This is a genomic window from Streptomyces fragilis (assembly GCF_003112515.1).
Taxonomy (GTDB): Bacteria; Actinomycetota; Actinomycetes; order Streptomycetales; family Streptomycetaceae; genus Streptomyces; species Streptomyces fragilis.
Genome location: NZ_BEVZ01000002.1, coordinates 1,875,517 through 1,893,627 on the forward strand (window position 1 = coordinate 1,875,517; position 18,111 = coordinate 1,893,627).

The 18,111-nt window shown below is 72.2% G+C and carries 17 protein-coding genes and 1 pseudogene; 10 read left to right on the forward strand and 8 right to left on the reverse strand.

What is annotated here, in order from left to right; translation table 11 throughout:
• Nucleotides 1-286 precede the first annotated feature (286 nt).
• From Sfr03f_RS09950 to yjfF, 4 genes are all read left to right on the forward strand, one after another.
• The gene (locus Sfr03f_RS09950) at nucleotides 287-1,282 is read left to right on the forward strand and encodes an ABC transporter substrate-binding protein (protein WP_108953275.1); all 996 of its coding nucleotides are present in this window, start codon (nucleotides 287-289) and stop codon (nucleotides 1,280-1,282) included.
• 77 nt (nucleotides 1,283-1,359) lie between these two features.
• Nucleotides 1,360-2,919 carry a sugar ABC transporter ATP-binding protein gene (locus Sfr03f_RS09955; protein ID WP_108953276.1) on the forward strand — a complete coding sequence of 520 codons (1,560 nt, stop codon included), beginning with the start codon at nucleotides 1,360-1,362 and terminating at the stop codon, nucleotides 2,917-2,919.
• Nucleotides 2,916-4,049, forward strand: a complete 1,134-nt coding sequence (locus Sfr03f_RS09960; protein ID WP_108953277.1) for an ABC transporter permease — start codon at nucleotides 2,916-2,918, stop codon at nucleotides 4,047-4,049. The genes Sfr03f_RS09955 and Sfr03f_RS09960 overlap by 4 nt, the downstream gene beginning before the upstream one ends.
• Complete coding sequence (yjfF, locus tag Sfr03f_RS09965) at nucleotides 4,046-5,071, forward strand: galactofuranose ABC transporter, permease protein YjfF (protein ID WP_108953278.1); 1,026 nt, start codon at nucleotides 4,046-4,048, stop codon at nucleotides 5,069-5,071. Before Sfr03f_RS09960 ends, yjfF begins: the two co-directional genes overlap by 4 nt.
• A 132-nt stretch (nucleotides 5,072-5,203) precedes the next feature.
• Here the strand turns inward: yjfF and Sfr03f_RS09970 are convergent, their stop codons facing one another.
• Nucleotides 5,204-6,223, reverse strand: a complete 1,020-nt coding sequence (locus tag Sfr03f_RS09970) for a LacI family DNA-binding transcriptional regulator (protein ID WP_435841968.1) — start codon at nucleotides 6,221-6,223, stop codon at nucleotides 5,204-5,206.
• Nucleotides 6,224-6,546: 323 nt separating this feature from the next.
• On the opposite strand from Sfr03f_RS09970, the gene araD reads away from it, so the two are divergent.
• The gene (gene araD / locus Sfr03f_RS09975; protein WP_108953280.1) at nucleotides 6,547-7,284 is read left to right on the forward strand and encodes an L-ribulose-5-phosphate 4-epimerase AraD; all 738 of its coding nucleotides are present in this window, start codon (nucleotides 6,547-6,549) and stop codon (nucleotides 7,282-7,284) included.
• 426 nt (nucleotides 7,285-7,710) lie between these two features.
• On the opposite strand, the gene Sfr03f_RS09980 is transcribed toward araD, so the two are convergent.
• Entirely contained in the window at nucleotides 7,711-9,039 is a 1,329-nt protein-coding gene (locus tag Sfr03f_RS09980; RefSeq protein WP_245967478.1) for an MFS transporter, read from the reverse strand.
• Nucleotides 9,040-9,198: 159 nt separating this feature from the next.
• On the opposite strand from Sfr03f_RS09980, the gene Sfr03f_RS09985 reads away from it, so the two are divergent.
• A complete protein-coding gene (locus Sfr03f_RS09985; RefSeq protein WP_108953578.1) occupies nucleotides 9,199-9,687 on the forward strand; it encodes a GNAT family N-acetyltransferase in 489 nt (162 codons plus the stop codon).
• Between the two features lie 118 nt (nucleotides 9,688-9,805).
• On the opposite strand, the gene Sfr03f_RS09990 is transcribed toward Sfr03f_RS09985, so the two are convergent.
• Complete coding sequence (locus Sfr03f_RS09990) at nucleotides 9,806-10,438, reverse strand: SMI1/KNR4 family protein (RefSeq protein ID WP_108953579.1); 633 nt, start codon at nucleotides 10,436-10,438, stop codon at nucleotides 9,806-9,808.
• 333 nt (nucleotides 10,439-10,771) lie between these two features.
• Between Sfr03f_RS09990 and Sfr03f_RS09995 the strand changes: the two genes are divergently transcribed.
• The 3 genes from Sfr03f_RS09995 to Sfr03f_RS10005 all read left to right on the forward strand — a co-directional run bounded on the left by Sfr03f_RS09995 (nucleotide 10,772) and on the right by Sfr03f_RS10005 (nucleotide 13,139).
• Nucleotides 10,772-11,374 (forward strand): SigE family RNA polymerase sigma factor, encoded by a 603-nt coding sequence (locus Sfr03f_RS09995; RefSeq protein WP_108953281.1) that lies wholly within the window; start codon nucleotides 10,772-10,774, stop codon nucleotides 11,372-11,374.
• A complete protein-coding gene (locus Sfr03f_RS10000) occupies nucleotides 11,371-12,225 on the forward strand; it encodes a hypothetical protein (RefSeq protein ID WP_108953282.1) in 855 nt (284 codons plus the stop codon). The genes Sfr03f_RS09995 and Sfr03f_RS10000 overlap by 4 nt, the downstream gene beginning before the upstream one ends.
• 83 nt (nucleotides 12,226-12,308) lie before the next feature.
• The gene (locus tag Sfr03f_RS10005) at nucleotides 12,309-13,139 is read left to right on the forward strand and encodes a pectate lyase (RefSeq protein ID WP_108953283.1); all 831 of its coding nucleotides are present in this window, start codon (nucleotides 12,309-12,311) and stop codon (nucleotides 13,137-13,139) included.
• 223 nt (nucleotides 13,140-13,362) lie between these two features.
• Here the strand turns inward: Sfr03f_RS10005 and Sfr03f_RS10010 are convergent, their stop codons facing one another.
• Nucleotides 13,363-14,142: an NAD(P)H-dependent oxidoreductase gene (locus tag Sfr03f_RS10010; RefSeq protein ID WP_108953284.1), complete on the reverse strand. Its 780-nt coding sequence runs from the start codon at nucleotides 14,140-14,142 to the stop codon at nucleotides 13,363-13,365.
• Nucleotides 14,143-14,283: 141 nt separating this feature from the next.
• Between Sfr03f_RS10010 and Sfr03f_RS10015 the strand changes: the two genes are divergently transcribed.
• Nucleotides 14,284-15,132, forward strand: coding sequence for a helix-turn-helix transcriptional regulator (locus tag Sfr03f_RS10015; protein WP_108953580.1), 849 nt, complete (start codon nucleotides 14,284-14,286; stop codon nucleotides 15,130-15,132).
• Between the two features lie 167 nt (nucleotides 15,133-15,299).
• On the opposite strand, the pseudogene Sfr03f_RS10020 reads toward Sfr03f_RS10015, so the two are convergent.
• The 4 genes and pseudogenes from Sfr03f_RS10020 to Sfr03f_RS10040 form a co-directional block, all read right to left on the reverse strand.
• Nucleotides 15,300-15,803: pseudogene (locus Sfr03f_RS10020) on the reverse strand (GNAT family N-acetyltransferase); the annotation flags it as partial.
• A 61-nt stretch (nucleotides 15,804-15,864) separates the two neighbouring features.
• On the reverse strand, nucleotides 15,865-16,866 hold the full coding sequence (locus Sfr03f_RS10025; protein WP_108953285.1) for a phosphotransferase family protein: 1,002 nt from the start codon (nucleotides 16,864-16,866) through the stop codon (nucleotides 15,865-15,867).
• Nucleotides 16,867-16,951: 85 nt separating this feature from the next.
• Nucleotides 16,952-17,512 carry a chloramphenicol phosphotransferase CPT family protein gene (locus Sfr03f_RS10035; RefSeq protein ID WP_108953286.1) on the reverse strand — a complete coding sequence of 187 codons (561 nt, stop codon included), beginning with the start codon at nucleotides 17,510-17,512 and terminating at the stop codon, nucleotides 16,952-16,954.
• Nucleotides 17,513-17,522: 10 nt separating this feature from the next.
• Nucleotides 17,523-18,101: a GNAT family N-acetyltransferase gene (locus tag Sfr03f_RS10040; RefSeq protein ID WP_108953287.1), complete on the reverse strand. Its 579-nt coding sequence runs from the start codon at nucleotides 18,099-18,101 to the stop codon at nucleotides 17,523-17,525.
• Between the last annotated feature and the right edge of the window lie 10 nt (nucleotides 18,102-18,111).

Sequence of the window (18,111 nt, forward strand, 5' to 3'; positions counted from 1 at the left end):
CGTCGTAGGCGCGTGCGGGGGACACCGAAGTGTTAGCGCTCACAATCTCTCGGCGCAAGAGGCGTGCGGAGAGTGAACGTCTCTTGCGCGCGCGGAGTTGACGCGTCCGGGCGCCGGAGGCGTCACGGCGAGTCACGGAAAGATAACGTGCGCAAGGGGATTGAGAACCTGTCTTGTTAGCGCTCACAATGCGACGGCGCGCCCTCCGTGAGGACGTCGCCCTTCGTGCGGCCGGTGTTCGGTCGCACCGACGGCACCCTCCGTGCACCTCGAAAGGACACTCGTCATGGCCCGCAGAGCCGCTCTCGCCCTCAGCACGGTCCTCCTCCTCGCCACCTCGACGCTGACGGCCTGTTCCACCGAGGCGCCCGACTCCGAGAAGACCGGGGGAGGTAACTCGGACGGCAAGATCACCCTCGGTTTCGCCCAGGTCGGCGCGGAGAGCGGGTGGCGGACGGCCAACACCAAGTCGATCCAGGAGTCGGCGAAGAAGGCCGGCATCACCCTGAAGTTCTCCGACGCCCAGCAGAAGCAGGAGAACCAGATCAAGGCGATCCGCGGCTTCATCCAGCAGAAGGTCGACGTCATCGCCTTCTCGCCGGTGGTGGAGTCCGGCTGGGACACCGTGCTCAAGGAGGCCAAGGACGCCGGCATCCCGGTGATCCTCACCGACCGTGCGGTGGACAGCAAGGACACCTCCCTCTACAAGACCTTCCTCGGCTCGGACTTCGTGAAGGAGGGCAGGTCGGCGGGGGAGTGGCTGACCAAGGAGTACGCGGACGACAAGGGCCCCGTCAACGTCGTCGAACTGCAGGGCACCACCGGCTCCGCGCCCGCCAACGACCGCAAGGCCGGCTTCGCCGAGGTCGTCGGCAAGGACGACAAGTTCAAGGTCGTCGCCTCGCAGACCGGTGACTTCACCCGCGCCAAGGGCAAGGAGGTCATGCAGGCCTTCCTGAAGTCCCACAAGGACATCGACGTGCTCTACGCGCACAACGACGACATGGCCCTCGGCGCCATCCAGGCCATCGAGGAGGCCGGCAAGAAGCCCGGCAAGGACATAAAGATCATCTCCATCGACGGCATCAAGGACGCCTTCGTCGCCATGACCGAAGGCAAGATCAACGTCGTGGTCGAGTGCAACCCGCTCCTCGGCGACCAGCTGATGGACCTCGCGAAGAAGGTCGTCGACGGCGAGGAGGTGCCGCCGCGGGTCGAGACCGAGGAAGGCGTCTTCACCCAGGACCAGGCCGAAGAGGCCCTGCCCAACCGCCAGTACTGACGCGACCGGAACCGGCGTCGGAGGGGGCACGCACCGCCCCCTCCGGCGTCACCGCCACACGAGTGAGAGGAGGGCGGATGACAGCCCCGCCCACCCCGGCAGCGCCGGACACCGGCGAACGGCGGCCGGTCCTGGAGGCCACCGGCATCCGCAAGCAGTTCCCGGGCGTACTCGCCCTGGACGGGGTCGCCCTGCGGCTCCACCCCGGCGAGGTCCACGCCCTGATGGGCGAGAACGGCGCCGGGAAATCCACCCTGATCAAGGTGCTCACCGGCGTGCACGCGGCCGACGAGGGCACCCTGCTCGTCGACGGCCGGCCCGGCACGTTCGCCGACCCCCTCCAGGCCCAGCAGGCGGGCATCAGCACCGTCTACCAGGAGGTCAACCTCTGCCCCAACCTCTCGGTGGCCGAGAACATCCTCATCGGACGCGAACCCCGGCGCTTCGGCCTGGTCGACTGGAAGGCCGTCAAGCGGCGCGCGGCCGAACTCCTCACCGAGCTCGACCTGGACCTCGACGTGTCGTCCCCGCTCGGCTCCCACTCGCTGGCGGTGCAGCAACTCGTCGCCATCGTGCGGGCCGTGGACGTCTCCGCCAAGGTGCTGGTCCTGGACGAGCCCACCTCCAGCCTCGACCGCGACGAGGTCGCCCAGCTCTTCTCCCTGGTCCGCCGGCTGCGTGACCGCGGCGTCGCCATCCTCTTCGTGACGCACTTCCTCGACCAGGTCTTCGAGCTCTGCGACCGGGTCACCGTGCTGCGCAACGGCCGCCTCGAGGGCGAGTACACCATCGGCGAACTCACCCCGGTCACCCTCGTGCAGCACATGATCGGCGGCGAACTCGCCACCCTCGAGGAACTCTCCGAGCAGGCCCACGAGGAGGCCGCCGAACGCGTCGCGGGCGAACCCCTCGTCCAGGCGCGCGCACTGGGACGCAAGGGCTCCGTCGAGCCCTACGACCTCGACATCCACGCCGGCGAGGTCATCGGCCTCGCGGGCCTCCTCGGCTCCGGCCGCACCGAGGCCGCCCGGCTGCTGTTCGGCGCCGACAGCGCCGACACCGGTCAGGTGACCGTCGACGGCAAGGCCGTCTCCCTGCGGTCGCCCCGCCACGCCGTCGCCCACAAGATCGCCTTCTGCTCGGAGAACCGCAAGACGGAGGGTGTCTTCGGCGAACTGACGATCCGGGAGAACATCGTCCTGGCGCTCCAGGCCGCACGGGGCTGGACCCGCCCCATCTCCCGCGCCAAGCAGGAGGAACTCACCCGCCGCTGGATCGAGGCCCTCGACATCCGGCCCGCGAACCCCGAGGCACAGTTGCGCAACCTCAGCGGCGGGAACCAGCAGAAGGTGCTGCTCGCCCGCTGGCTGCTGACCGAACCACGGCTGCTCATCCTCGACGAGCCCACCCGCGGCATCGACGTCGGAGCCAAGGCCGAGATCCAGAAACTCGTCGCACGCCTCGCCGCGGACGGCACCGCCGTGCTGTTCGTCTCGGCGGAACTCGAAGAGGTGCTGCGCCTGAGCCACCGCGTCGCCGTCCTGCGGGACCACCGCATGGTGGCCACCCTCGTCAACGACGACAGCGTCACCCCCGACCGCATTCTGGCCACCATCGCCACCGGAGCGGACTCATGACCAACCCGCCCGACCGGTCCGCGCGGACCGGCCGACCCGGCGCACCCACCGGGGCAGTCCCCGGCGCCGTCCTCAAGCGGCTCGCCGGACACCGGCTGCTGTGGCCCTCACTGGTGCTGCTCGCCCTGCTGCTCGGCAACCTCGCCTTCACCCACGACTTCTTCGACATCCGGGTCCAGGACGGACACCTCTACGGCAGCCTGATCGACATCCTGCAGTTCGGCGCGCCGCTCATCCTGGTCGCGCTCGGCATGACGATGGTGATCGCCACCCGCGGCATCGACCTGTCGGTCGGCTCCACCGTGGCCATCGCCGGAGCCCTCGCCTGCGAGCACATCGCCGGCTCCGCCGACCCCGGCAGCGCCGGCACCGTGCTGGGCGCCGTCGCCGTCGCGCTGGGCGTGGCGGTCGTCCTCGGCCTCTGCAACGGCCTGCTCGTCGCCCGCCTCGGCGTGCAGCCCATCGTCGCCACCCTGATCCTGATGGTCGCCGGCCGCGGCGTGGCCCAGCTGATCACCGACGGGCAGATCATCACGGTCAGGAGCGAGGGCTACCACCTCATCGGCGGCGGCTACTGGCTCACCTTCCCCTTCGCCGTCCTGCTGGCCGGCGCCGTCGTCGCCCTCACCGCGTTCGTCACCCGGCGCAGCGCCCTCGGCCTGCTGATCGAGTCCGTCGGCGGCAACCCCGCCGCCGGACGCCTCGCCGGCATCCGCGCGGCGGGCCTGCTGACCCTGGTCTACGTGTTCTGCGCGCTGTGCGCCGCCGTCGCCGGACTGATGATCAGCTCCAACGTCCAGTCCGCCGACGGCAACAACGCGGGACTGTGGATCGAGCTCGACGCCATCCTCGCCGTCGTCATCGGCGGCACGGCCCTCACCGGGGGCCGCTTCTCCCTCGGCGGCACGGTCCTCGGCGCGCTGATCATCCAGACGCTCTCCACGACCGTCTACACCCTCGGCGTGCCGCCGCAGACCACCCTCGTCTTCAAGGCATTCGTGGTGGTCGTCGTCTGCCTCGTGCAGTCCCCGGTGTTCCGGGCGAAGATGTCCCGCCGCCGCGGCAGGCCGCACACCCGATCCACCGGCACGGCGGACGCCGTCGGCCGGCAGCAGGAGGTCCGCGCATGAGCACCGGCTTCGCCACCAAGGCCTCGCGCCTGACTCGTCCGCGCCCCGGCGCCGGCTCCCGCGGCGCGAGCACCCGGATCCCCCTGCTCGTCACCGCCGTGCTGCTGGTGGCCATGTTCACCGCGGGGTCGCTGCGCTACGACGGCTTCTTCTCCACCCAGGTCGTCCTCAACCTGCTGATCGACAACGCCTTCCTGCTGGTCGTCGCCGTCGGAGCCACCTTCGTCATCCTCACCGGCGGCATCGACCTGTCCGTCGGATCCGTGGTGGCGCTCTCCACGATGATCACGGCCTCGCTCGTCGAGCACCACGGATGGTCCCTGGGCGCCGTGATCCCGCTCGTCCTGACGATCGGCGCCGCGGGAGGCGCGCTGATGGGCTGGATCATCCACACCTTCGAGATCCAGCCGTTCATCGTCACGCTGGCCGGCATGTTCCTCGCCCGAGGGCTCTGCTACACCATCAGCACCGAGTCCATCACCATCGACGACCCCGCCACGGTCTCCATCGCCCAGACCCGGCTGTACGGCTCCGGAGGCCTCTTCGTCTCCGTGTCCGTCGTCATCGCCCTGGTCGTCCTGCTGCTCGCCTTCGTCGTCCTGCACCACACCCGCTTCGGCCGCGGCGTGTACGCGCTGGGCGGCAACGAGGCCTCGGCGCGGCTGATGGGTCTGCCGGTGGGGCCCACGAAGATCGCGGTCTACGCCGTCAGCGGCCTCTGCTCGGCCCTCGGCGGCGTCCTGATGACCTTCTACATGCTGTCCGGGTACGCCCTGCACGCCATGGGCATGGAACTGGACGCCATCGCCGCGACGGTCATCGGAGGAACCCTGCTCACCGGCGGCTCCGGCTTCGTGCTGGGCACCGCCCTCGGGGTCCTCGTGCTCGGCATGATCCAGACCGTCATCAACTTCCAGGGCACCCTCAGCTCCTGGTGGACCCGGATCGTCATCGGCGGCCTGCTGCTGGTGTTCATCGTGCTCCAGCGCCTGATGACGGGGCGCCGCGCGGAGACGGACTGAACCGCCCTCCGCGACGACGCCTCCCGCGACGACGCCTCCCGCGACGACGCCGCCGGCGCCGGACCGCAGGCCACCTCCGGTGGCCGCGCGGACCGGCGCCCGGCGTCGTTCGGTCGCGTCACCCGGCGTCGTTCAGTCGCGCGGCGGCTCCCGCCGCGCCGTGCTGGCCCGCACGATCAGCTCGGGCGCCAGGGTGTGGTGGGCGACCCCCTCCGCCGTCCCCTCGATGTGCTCCAGCAGCAGGCCGATGCTGCTCCGCCCCAGGGAGGCGAAGTCCTGGCGCACCGTGGTCAGCGGCGGGGGGAAGAACTCGGCCTCGGGGATGTCGTCGAACCCGGCGACCGCAACGTCCGCCGGAGTCCGCAGCCCCGCCTCGCGGAAGGCCCGCAGCACGCCCAGCGCCATCTGGTCGTTGGCGACGAACACCGCCGTGAGACCGCCCGCCCGGCCGGGCGAGGCCAGCACACGGCCCGCGAGCTGCTGGCCCGCCTGGTACCCGGACAGCGGGCTCCAGTCCCCCCGCAGCAGTGGTGGCACCTCGACGCCGGCGTCCCGCAGCGCCGCCTCCCAGCCCGCGGTGCGCGCCTCGCTCTCCAGCCAGTCCGCGGGTCCGGCCACGTGCCAGACGGTGGAGTGACCGGTGGTCAGCAGGTGCTCGGTGAGCATGCGGGCGCCCAGGTGCTGGTCCAGGGAGACCCCGGGCAGGTCCATGTCGTGGCCGCCCTCCACGGTGACCACCGGGCAGGGCGCCTCCAGCGCCGCCAGGGCCCGCACGGCGTCACGCCAGGGGGTGATGGCGACTATCCCCTCCACACCCCACCCCGCCAGGTGCTGCACCGCCTCGGTGAGCGCCTCCTCGGTGGCCGCCCGCAGGGTGACGGCCGAGGTCAGGTACCCCCGCTCGCGCGCGGCCTCCTGCACCCCGGCCAGCGTGCTGGCGGGGCCGTGCAGCGTGGTGTTCACCGCAATGACGCCGAGCGTGTGGGTCCGCCGTGTCGCCAGCGCCCGGGCCGCCGAGTTGCGCCGGTAGCCCAGCTGCTCGACGACCTCCGTCACCGCGGCGCGGGTCCTGGCGCTGACGTTCGGGTGTCCGCTGAGCACGCGCGAGACCGTCTGGTGCGACACGCCGGCGACCCGGGCGACGTCCGCCATCGTCGGCGCCTTGGAGCCGTCCGGTTGCTGGATCAATCCTCTTCCCTCCTCGATGGGCGGCCCGTCGGGGTGCGCCGTCCCGCGCGTGCGGAGCACCCCGACCGCGGGCCGGCCCGCGGTCCATCCTGTGCGCGCCCGATGCGAGCGCTCACATCATGATCGCAGCGAACCTCTCCTTCGGACACCGCAACTTCGTCCCCGCCCTTGAGCCGACGGCATGTTAGCGCTCACAATTCTGGAGCCCACCCACAACGGCGGCCGCTTTCCGCGAGAACACTCACGGTGGCCCCGGCCGCCGATACCGGAAGGACGGTGAGAGCGTAGTGAACGGAACGCCCCTCAGGAGCCTGCGCCGCGAGGTGCTGGCGGCCAACCTCCGCATCCCCGAGGCCGGCCTCGCCACCCTGACCTGGGGGAACGTCAGCGGCGTGGACAGGGAGGCCGGCGTCTTCGTCATCAAGCCCTCCGGGGTCTCCTACGCCGACCTCACCGAGGAGGACCTGGTCGTGGTGGCGCTTGACGACGGCCGGGTCGTCGAGGGCTCCCTCAGGCCCTCCACCGACACCGAGACCCACCGGTGCCTCTACCTGGCCTTCCCGTCCATCGGCGGCGTCACCCACACCCACTCCACCCACGCCGTCGCCTTCGCCCAGGCACGCCGGCCGATCCCCGTCCTGGGCACCACCCACGCCGACACCTTCAACGGCCCGGTCCCGGTCACCGAGGACCTCACGCCCGAACAGTGCGCCAAGGACTACGAGTTCAACACCGGGCAGGTCATCGTCCAGATGCTGCGGTCCGACCCGCGGCGGGCCGAGGAGGTTCCCGGCGCGCTCGTGTCCCGCCACGGCCCCTTCACCTGGGGCCCCACCGCCACCGCCTCCCTGGAGAACGCCGTCGTCTGCGAGGCCGTCGCCGAGATGGCCCTGCACACCCTCGCCCTCGGGGCCCGCCTGGGCGACACCTCCGATCCTCCGCCGCACCTCCTGGAGCGGCACTACACCCGCAAGCACGGCCCCGACGCCTACTACGGCAACGCCGACGCCGTCCCCGCCGTCTGAACCCGGGCGGCGGGGCCGGTGCTCGGTGCCCGCCGCCGGTTCGTGCTCGCGTTCGCGTTCGCGTTTGCCCGGCCGGCCAACGCCGGTCGTCGCCGTCACGCGCGGTGACACAACTGCCGCCGTCACGCGCGGTGACCTCGTCGGGGCCCGGTGTCGGGGGGATGCGGGCCCGGTGTCGGGGGAAGCGGGGCCGGGCGTCGGGGGCGCGGGGTGAGGCTCGCCGCGTCGCCGGACCGGTGGGCCGCCGTCCGCATCGGTGGGCTGTCGCGCGGTCCGGGCGTCGGTGGCGTCCGCATCGGTGGGCTGCCGCCGGTCCGGGCGTCGGTGGCGTCCGCACCTGTGGGCAGTCGCCCGGCCCAGGCGTCGGTGACGTCCGCGTCGGTGTGCTGTCGCCCGGCCCGGGCCACGGTGACATCCGGGCCGGCCTCAGTCACCGGCTGCCTCCGGCGTCCTCGCTCCGGCACCGGCGCCCTCGTTCCCCACGGGGTCGCCGGACCCCGCCGACTGGAGGGCCGGGCCCGGCAGCGTGCGCCCCAGCCGGGCCAGCGGGGACAGCGCCATCAACACGGGGGACAGCAGCATCCCCGCGGCCGCGCCGAGCAGCGCGTCCCGCAGCCCCCACGACCGGGCGAGGAGGCCGCCGAACAGGGACCCCAGCGGGGCCGTCCCCATGCCGGCGAAGGTGATCGTCGCCGCCACCCGGCCCTGCATCCCGTCCGGCGTGAGCGCCTGCCGGACCGCCATCACGGTGACGTTGACCAGCTGCCCGCAGGCGCCGAACAGGAAGTTGACCGCCACGAGAGCGGCGACCACCAGCGGGGCCGGGCCGTGCAGCGCGGGCACACACAGCATCACACCGTCGCCGACCAGCGCCCCGCAGACGAGCACCGCCCCGTGGCCGAACCTGCCCGGCAGGCGGGCGGCGAGCAGTGAACCGAGGAGCGCGCCCGGCCCCGTCGCGGCGAGCGCCAGCCCGACGGCCGCGCCGGAAAGGTGCAGCTCACGGGGGAGCAGGACCAGGTACACCGTCATCGAGGCGGCCAGGAAGAACTGGAAGGCGGCCGACGCGAGGCCCACGGTCCGCAGTGCGGGATCGCCCGCCACGAAGCGCACGCCCTCCCGGATGCGGCGCCCGATCCGGGCCGGTCCGGCCGCATGCCCGGGGACCGGTTCACGCCGACGGATCCGCCGGACCGAGAGGATCGACAGCACGAAGAACGCCGCTCCCGCCGCCACGCCGGCCGCCGCCGAGAACAGGGAGACCAGCGCGCCGCCGAGAGCGGGGCCGCCGATCTGCGCGGCGGACCGGCTGCCCTCCAGGGCGCTGTTGCCCCGCAGCAACCGATCACGCGCCACCAGCCGCACCAGGGACGCCTGGTACGCCACGTCGAAGAACACGGACAGCGCCCCGACGGTGAACGCGGCCACGAGCAGGGCGGGCAGGCCGAGGAGGCCGAACGCGCAGGCCACGGCGGCCGCGCCCAGGACCACCGCCCGTCCGGCGTCCGCCGCCACCAGGACGGTGAGGGTCCGCCACCTGTCCACCCAGGCGCCGACGAACAGCGAGAGCAGCAGCACCGGCGCCTGACCCACCGCGCGCAGCACGCCCAGCCGGTCCGCGTCCACGTCAAGGGTCAGGACGGCGAGCAGCGGCAGCACCACCAGGGCGGTGTGCTCGCCCAGTTGCGAGGCGCTCTGCCCCAACCAGAGGCGCCGGAAGTCCGCGTCCCGCCACAGCGTGTCCGTGCGAGGCACAGGTGGGGGAGAGGGCACGGTGTTCTCCTCACGGTCGCCGGGCGTGCGAACGGTAGCCCCGCGCTGCGGCGGAGCGACAACGGATTTCGCCCCGGGGAGCTCTCCACCGGCACGGACAAAGAGGTGTCGCCGTCATCTCCGATGACCGAACATGACGGCATGAGCACGCAGAAGGTGACCCTGAGGCAGATGACGCCCGCGGAGTACGCCGCGGCGACCGAGCACCGTGAGGCCGAAACGGCCCGCGCACTGGGCAAGTTCATGCCCGACGACCTGGCCGGGCAACGAGCGCGGGAAGGAACGGAACAGTTCCTCCCCGACGGCCTCCACACGCCCGGCCATCACCTCGTGGTCGCGGAGAACGCCTCGGGCGACGTCGTCGGCAACGCCTGGATCGGTCCGGACCCGCGCCAGGCCGCCGGCACGGCCGACTCCGCCTGGCTCTACGACATCAACGTCTTCCCTTCCTACCGGCGGCACGGTTACGGCTCCGCCCTCCTCGCCGCCGCGGAGGAACTGGTGGCCCGGGAAGGCAGGACCTCCCTCAACCTCAACGTCGTCGGGGACAACACCGGCGCGATCGCCCTGTACCGGAGCAACGGCTACGAGGTCGCCTCCATGTACCTGTCGAAGGACCTGCGGCCCTAGGCTCTGTCTCCTCCGCCGGAGCCGGGCCTACGGCGAAGGACGAGTGCAACCTGCCGTCCGTCTGCATGGGCGTCGACACCTCGGCCGCGATCACCGGGGCCGGATCGGCCCACGGCGGTCAGGGTGGTCCGACGGGGGCGGGCCTCAGTGGGTGACCGTCGATTTCCTCGCGGTCTTCCTCGTCCCACCAGAGCTCGCCTCGTGCGGTGAGGAAGGGGTGCAGCCCACGTACGCCACCGCCTTCGGTGAGCGCACGCGCGACTGCCTGAAGAAGGCTCGCCAGACCAGGCCAGGCGTCGGTGAAGTCGCCGCCACCGCCGTGGCCCGCCCAGCCGAGACGGCCCGCGTTCGGGCCGGGACGCTGGTCGATCACCTGAGCCCCGCCGTCGGCGCCCTCGGCCCAGGGAATCCAGAGAGGATGCCACCAGGGCTCGTCGTCCCAGGGGCGACGGGTCAGGCCGTCGTTCTCCGCCGCGACATCCCCGCACGTCCGCCAGCAGTCCACGACACCGCTCACCGTGAGCGGTGACTGCTCCGGCAGGAAGGCCGACCAGGCGCTGACCCCGTTGTGGCATCGCAGGGACTCGGTGAGATCACCTGGCAGCGGGGTGCCGAGAAGCCGCTCCGCCCACTGGAGCTCGTCCCGCGTCGCCGGCGGATTGAGCCGGGCGGCATCGGATGCCGCGTGGGCCGCCAGCCAGGCGTCGATCCGGCGCCAGGATTCCGACGGGGGCAGGATCCGCTGTGCCATGACGCCATCCTGCCCCACTTCTCGGGCCTGCTCCGCCGTGACGGACCCGGTGGCCGTGCGGCCCAGGCCGTGACGGCGGCCGGAGCGGACGCGCGACCCGCGGGTCCGACCGGTCCGCCGTGACCGCTCCCGTCACGCCGCGCGCCCGACCCCCGTCGGCCCGCCGGACCCCGTTCGACCTCCTCGAAAGCCCGGGAAAGATCACTGATACGCTCCGGAACCCGCGCCGGTACACCGGACGCTGACGTGTCATCTACATGACATTCCATTACACGACGTTCCATCACCGGTGCCCGGTCGGGCGCCCGACACCGCTGCGAGGGGAGGTCGCCCGTGGGCACCGTCGTCGACGACGCCGCCTCCGCGGAGTTCCACGCGTTCTTCGAGCGCCACTATGCCGAACTGTCCCGGCTGGCCCATCTGCTGACGGGTGAGCCCGACGCCGCCGACGACTTGGCGGCGGACGCTCTGCTGGCGCTGTGGCAGCGCTGGGACCGGATGCGCGACGCCGACCATCCGGCGGCCTACGCCCGGGGCGTGGTCGCCAACCTGGCCCGCACCCGGATCCGCAGCACGGTGCGCGAGCGCCGCCGGATCGCCCTGTTCTGGCCCCAGCGCGAGGAGCGGACCGAGAACCCCGACGTGCCGGGGGTGGTGGACGTGCAGGAGGCGCTGCGCCGGCTGCCGTTCCGCAAGCGGGCGTGCGTGGTGCTGCGGCACGCCTTCGACCTCTCCGAGAAGGACACCGCGCTCGCCCTGGGCGTCTCGGTGGGTACGGTGAAGAGCCAGACCTCGAAGGCGATGGCCGAACTGCAGCGGCTGCTGGGCACCCACGAGGTGCCCCGGCAGGTCCACGCGGCGGCCGCGTCCGTCCGCGGGGACGTGGTCGGCAAGGTGCGTGAACGGGCCGGCGGGGCCACGGGAAGGGACCGGTGACGATGCGGCGGGACGTGCATGAGGAACTGCGCGCCCGGCTGCACGAGGCGGCCGAGGCGCACGAGCCCGACCGGGAGCGCATCCTGGCCCGGGTGCAGCGCGGCATGAACGGTCCGGTCCGGCCGGCCCACCGGGCGCGGCGCATGCCGCTGTTCGGCTGGGTGCGGGTGGCGGGCGCGGCGGCGGTGGCCGGGGTGCTGACGGTGGGCGGGTACGCGGTGGCCTCCGTGGTGGAGGGCGAGGCCGCTCCCCCGCAGCGGCAGGTGGTGGTCTCGCCGACGCCCACGCCGTCACCGGAGGCCACGAGCCGGGCGCCCGAGCCTCCGGCGGACCCCTCGCCGGACCCGGCGGACGGTCCCTCGGACGACTCCACGCGCCCGGCCGGCACGCCGGAGGCGTCCGACGGCAGCCATCCGCCGACCGGTGTCGAGGACGGGCCGCTGTGGTCGGACGGCTCGGTCGACCCGCACAGCACCGAGTTCTGGGCGCAGAGCAACGTGACGCTCAAGACGCGCGTCGAGCTGACCGCGCTCACCGTGGAGCTGCGGATCGCGCAGACCGGCGGGGTGTCCTCCACGGGTGCCTGGCGCTCCCTGCCCGAGGAGGACTTCCGGCTCAGCGTCGCGGAACGGCACGGCTTCCTCGTCTACACGTGGACCCTCAAGGAGGGTCGCGTCGTCGCGCCGGGCGAGTTGGTGTTCGCCGGCCAGTACGACCACGAGCGCGGCGGCCGGGACGCGGGCGGCGACAGCTACACGGCGACGGCCGTCACCGGCTCCGGACAGGCCGCGGTGGGCGGAGACTTCGCGGCGCGTGACGACGGGGAGGACGCGGACGACGAAGACGGGTGAGAAAGATTTCGGACGGCGGCAACCTCGCGGGTCCCTGCGGCAACCAAGAGACGTAACAACTCCCCACCCGCAAGGACATCGCGATGATTGCACAACCCGAACAGCGCGTCTCCCACCGCCGCCGCACCACCAAGCGGCGGGCCGTGATCGCCGGATCCTCCGCGCTCGGCCTCACGGGCGCGGCGATCGTCACCGCCTCGATGCTGTCCACCGCCGGTGCCGCCGTGTCCTGGCCCTCCGACACCGGAAGCAAGCCGGTCACGAAGACCATCCCCGTCTCCGGCGTCCACGACGGCGGGATGAAGAAGTTCTACGGCTCCGGCCCTCTGGGCGGTGACAGCCAGGACGAGGGTCAGGACCCGATCTTCGAGCTGGCCGACGGCGCCACGCTGAAGAACGTCATCATCGGCACGCCGGCCGCCGACGGTGTGCACTGCAAGGGCAGTTGCACGCTGCAGAACGTGTGGTGGTTGGACGTCGGCGAGGACGCCGCCAGTTTCAAGGGCACGTCCTCCTCCGCCCAGTACCGGGTGATCGGTGGCGGCGCGAGGAAGGCCGACGACAAGGTGCTCCAGTTCAACGGCGCCGGCACGCTGACGGTGAGCGGCTTCCAGGTGGAGGACTTCGGCAAGCTGGTGCGCTCCTGCGGCAATTGCAAGAAGCAGTACAAGCGCACCATCGTGCTGAACGACATCGACGTGATCGCGCCCGGCAAGTCGCTCGTCGGCATCAACACCAACTACGGCGACACGGCCACGCTGTCGAAGATCCGCATCCACGGCGACAGCAAGAAGAAGATCAAGACCTGCATCCGCTACCAGGGCAACAACACGGGCAAGGAGCCGAAGGAGCTCGGTTCCGGTCCCGACGGGACGTACTGCAAGTTCTCGGCCTCGGACATCACCTACAAGTGAGCCGGCCGGACGCGTGAGCCCTGGGCGCCCCGCCGGTCCGTACCGGCGGGGCGCCCCGCTCGTCGGGTCCGGCGGCCGCCCGCTCGACGGCGGTCTCCGCCGGGGAACGGCCCCCGCGTCGGCAATCGGCCTCTGAGACGCACGCGCCACCCTGCCCAGGTGCCCCGGGCCTGCTCCAGGGTTGGCATCGGCACCGCGGCTCGTCCTGTTCCACCGTCGGCGGTCAGTCGCGCACGTGCAGCCCGAAACCCGTGCGGCCCGCGGGCTCCAGTCCTTCCTTCAGGTGCAGCGAGGGGATCTCGTAGTCACCGAAGTTCTGCCGCCGGAACGCGATCGGCTCGGTCGACTCCAGTGTGAGCAGGCGCTGCTCCCATGCCTTGGCGACGTCCGGGTAGTCCTGGCCGGTCATCCGGTCGGCGCCGTACAACACGAACGGCGGCAGCACCTCGATGCCCGGGTAGTACAGGATGCCGTGGTGGATCGGGAACAGCAGATCGTCGATGGGACCGTTGATTCCGCGAGCGGCGTAGTGCGACTCCGGCCCGCCGACGGTTACCGACAGCAGAGCCTTCCTGCCCGCGAGGGTGCCTTCACCGAAGCGCTCGCCGTACCTGGTGTCGCTGTGCTCGCCGACGCCGTACGCGAAGCGGTAGGTGAACACCCGGTCCACCCAGCCCTTGAGGATCGCGGGCATCGTGTACCACCACAGCGGGAACTGGAAGACGATCGTGTCGGCCCACAGAAGCTTCTCCTGCTCGGCGACGACGTCCGGGGTGAGTGTCCCGGTCTCGAAGGCCCGGCCCGAGTCCAGCGGGACCTTCAGCGGACTCGAGGCCTGAGGGCCGAAGTCGGCGGCGTCCACGACCGCCTTCCAGTTCATCGCGTACAGATCGCTTACCTGTACCTCGTGCCCGGCACTCTCCAGTGTGGATACCGCGAGGTCCTTCAGCGAGCCGTTGAGCGACTTCGGCTCCGGGTGGGCGTAGACGACGAGCGTCTTCATGGGAACTCCTTCGGATCGGATGTGTCCTCGATCCTGGCCGCCCCGGCGCCTGGTGTTCAGAGGCGCCGTTTCCGTCGGCCGGGACTTCCTGGTATCGGCAGGGCCACCTTCGTGGGCGCGGGTGCGGGCATCCTGGGGCGCATGGACGATCTCGCGAGTTTCCTGCGAACCCGACGTTCCCGGGTCGACCCGGCGGCCGTCGGGGTCCCGACCGACAGCCGGCGCCGGGTCACAGGGTTGCGGCGCGAAGAGGTCGCGCACCTGTCGGGAGTCAGCGTCGACTACTACGTGCGCCTGGAGCAGGGCCGCGCGACCCAGCCCTCCGAGCAGGTCCTCGACGCGCTCGCCCGTGTCCTCGGCCTCGACGAGACCGAACGCGGGCACCTCCACCGGCTCGCGCGGCAGCGTCGGCGCCGCGCGAAGGCTCCGGCCGGCCGGGTCCGGCCGGAACTGCTGCGCGTCCTCGACCTGGTAGCCGACGCACCCGCGCTGATCATGGACCACCGCCTGGACGTCGTCGCCGGGAACCGCCTTGCCGGGCTCCTCTTCGGCCGGCCGATGCCGGGCCTGAACACGGCACGGCACATCTTCCTCGAGGAGGCCGAACGCGGCCTCTACGCGGACTGGGACAACTGCACCCGCGATGTGGTCGGACACCTGCGCCTGGCCGCCGGCAAATACCCCGACGACCCCCGCCTGGCCTCGCTCATCGGCGAGCTGGCGATGGGCAGCGAGCGCTTCCGCCGCCTCTGGGCCCGCGCGGACGTGCGCGCCCGCACCCATGGACGCAAGGCCTACCGGCACCCGCTGGTCGGACTGCTCGAGCTGCACCAGGAGAACTTCGCGCTGCCGGACGCATCGGGCATGGAGCTACTGGTGCTGTCCGCAGCCCCCGGCAGCCCGACTGAGGACGGACTACGCCTGCTCGCAGGCCTGGGCACGGCCAGCGGTGACGTGCATCCCACAGTGAACGCTCAGGTCCACGAGTAGCGGAGTGCTTCCTCGGTGTTGCTCGAAGCTGGTCGGCGTGCACCGGCAGGAGGTCGATGTCGACGCGGATCAGTGTGTTGGTGCACGGGAGCAGCCGTTGGGTCATTGTCCGAGGGGCGGAACCCCTGCACGGAATGTGAGTCGGCAAGACACCGGTCCTGCGGAAACGTGCTCACCCAGCGGACCTCACCGTCGTGCGAGGCGTCGGTGGGCTCGAGTCCCGCGGCCGTGGCGACGGCGGCGGACGCCGCGTGGGCCGGGTGGACGTGCGCCACCACGGTCCGCGCCCCTCGCAGCCGGAGCCAGTCGACGAGGGCGCGGGCCGCCTCACCGGCGATGCCCCGGCCCTGCCACGGCGTCCCGACCACCCAGGCGACCTCGGCCACGGTGTCGGGCCCGTCGAAGCGGACGGTGGCCTGCACCGTGCCAGTCAGGCACGAGGAGTCACGGAGCCGGATCACCCAGTTCAGCCAGCCGACGGCCGGGTCGGGAGAGCCCGCGGCCAGGCGCCGGTAGCGCGAGCGCAGTCCCTGCGCGGTCTCCGGTTCGTCGCCGATGAACTCGTGCAGCGCCCGGTCGCCCAGCACGGCGGCCATCTCCTCGGCGTGCTCGACGCGAAGGGGCAGCAGCTCCAGCCGCGCCGTGCCGATGGTCTCCGCCGTGAACGTCACCGCTCGCCTCCGCCTTCGCCTTCGTCCGTCCGCCGGAACGAAGCGGAGCCGCCCCTCGGCCTCATCCGTACCGCTCCAGCAGTGCTTCCAGGTACTGCTCCAGCCGCCGCGTGAGAACGGCCGGCGTCAGGTCCTCGCGTCCGAGCTCCCGCCACGGCACGGCGACCTTCTCCGCGTCCGGCGCGAACCCCAGCGCGTCGAGGACCCGCCAGTACAGGTGATCCCCGGGCCTCTCCGCGAGCACCCCGCCCGCGGCGACATAACGGTCCGCCAACGCCATGCCGGGCCCGACCCCGTGCAGCAGCGCAAGGGCGGTGGAGCAGTGGGCCACGTCGAGGTCCGGCGGGCCCCAGGAGGTCTCGACCCAGTCCACCACCCCGCTGATCCTCAGCCGGTCGCCCTCGCCCGAGTACAGCACGTTGCCGGGGTGGAAGTCCCGGTGCAGGAAGCAGGCCCAGTGGTCGGGGGCCGGCCGGCGGATCACCTCGACGGCCCGCCGCCACACCTCCGGCGACCCCGGGTTCCCGGGAAGCCGCACCGACTCCGGGTCGGCCCACGCCTGATAGACGCGCGGACGCCTCTCCTCGGTGACACGCACGCGGTGGACGGCGGCCAATTGCCGGGCGAGGAGCTCGCTGCGTCGCGCGACGTCCGCCTCCTCGTCGTCGTCGACCCGCAGGCTCCCCGGGAGCAGCGACATCAGCAGCGAGGGGTGGTCGCAGTGCTCGGCGGTCGCGTCGACCGCGACGAGGCGGGCCGCGGGGACACCGGTCCCGGCGAGCAGGCGCAGGATGTCGGCCTCCCGGGTCAGCAGCCCGGGAGCGTGCCGCGCGAAGAACGGCTTGACGAATGAACGCAGCACCAGGGAGTAGGACCTGCCGTCCCCCTCGACCTCCAGTCGGCGCATCTGTGCCGTCCACCCGCCACGCAGTCGCGTGGCCGCACGGATCCGGTGACCGCGGGGGAGACAGCGCTCCACCCAGGCCCGGGTGCGGGCCCAGCCCTGGTCGCCGGCATCCGGTCCGCCGGCCGCCACCACCGCGCCACCCGCCCCGGCTCCCATCGCCTCGCCCGCCCCGGCTCCCACTGCGCCGCCCGCCCCGGCTCCCACCGCCTCGCCCCCGCTTGTCATGGCCACAGACTAGCGATCATGGGGCAGGCAGACAGCGGGCGCGGAGACGGCTGAAGGCGGTGGGCGACGGACGCCGGGCGAGGAAGTCCTTGATCTGCAGGGCGCACTCGCGCGCGCTCGTGCTCGTGGTGTCGCACTCCAGGTCGTAGTCGCCGTGGCCGTGCACGAGGTCGTACTGGTGGGCGGCCAGCCCGGGGGGCCGGTCCCCGCGCGCCCGTTCGCGGCGGATCAACTCGTCCCGCGAGCACCGGACCCCGACGAAGAGCACGTCCTCCGGCCGCAGCACGGTCAGGCAGTCGATCAGCCGCCACGGCTCGCTGAGGACGTGGTCGACGACGACGTCGTTGCCCACCTCCGCCATGGCGGCGATCGAGCGGTGGAATCCCATCCGGGTCCTGCGCAGCGCGGCGTCGAGTTCCGCCCGCGTCAACTCCCGCTTCGTACGCATGGCGTTGAAACCGTCGACCGACAGGTGGAAGAACACCCCGTCGTCCAGGACGGTCAGGAGCTCGCGGGCGATGCTCGACTTGCCCGAACTGGACGTGCCGTTGAGGAAGATGATGCGCCCGGATCCCATGCGGCCATGATCACACGGCGCCGCGCCGGGGCGTGCGGCCGCCGGTGCCCGGCAGCGCCACGGGCGGGAGCCGGAACCAGTAGCGCCTCACCGGACCGTCCTCGGTCTCGCCCATCCCCTCGAAGACGCCGCCGATGCGCTCGATCGTCCTCGCCGAGGCCAGGTTGTCCCGCTCGCAGACGAGCAGCACGCGGTCCATCCCCAGCTTCCACGCCTCGCCGAGCATCCGGCCCAGCGCCCAGCCGGCCAGACCACGGCGCCGCGCGGACGGCCGGATGCCGTACCCGATGTGGCCGAACTGCATGATGTGGTCGTCGTGGCCGTGGCGCAGCGCGATGCCGCCGAGCACCTGCCCGTCCTCGACGATCCACCGGTACACGCAGACCGGCCGCGCGGCCTCCCCGGGCCCGCCGCCCGGGAAGGACTCCTCGGCCATCCGCGCCAGCCAGGCGGCGAAGCCCGCGGGTGACTCCACCTCGTCCGTCGGCTCCAGGCCGAAACCGTCCTCGTGAGGACCCGGACCCCACTCGCGATGCGCCCGGAGCCAGGCGGCGTGCAAGTCCGCGGTCGGCGCGATGAGTTCAGGCATGACGCGACGA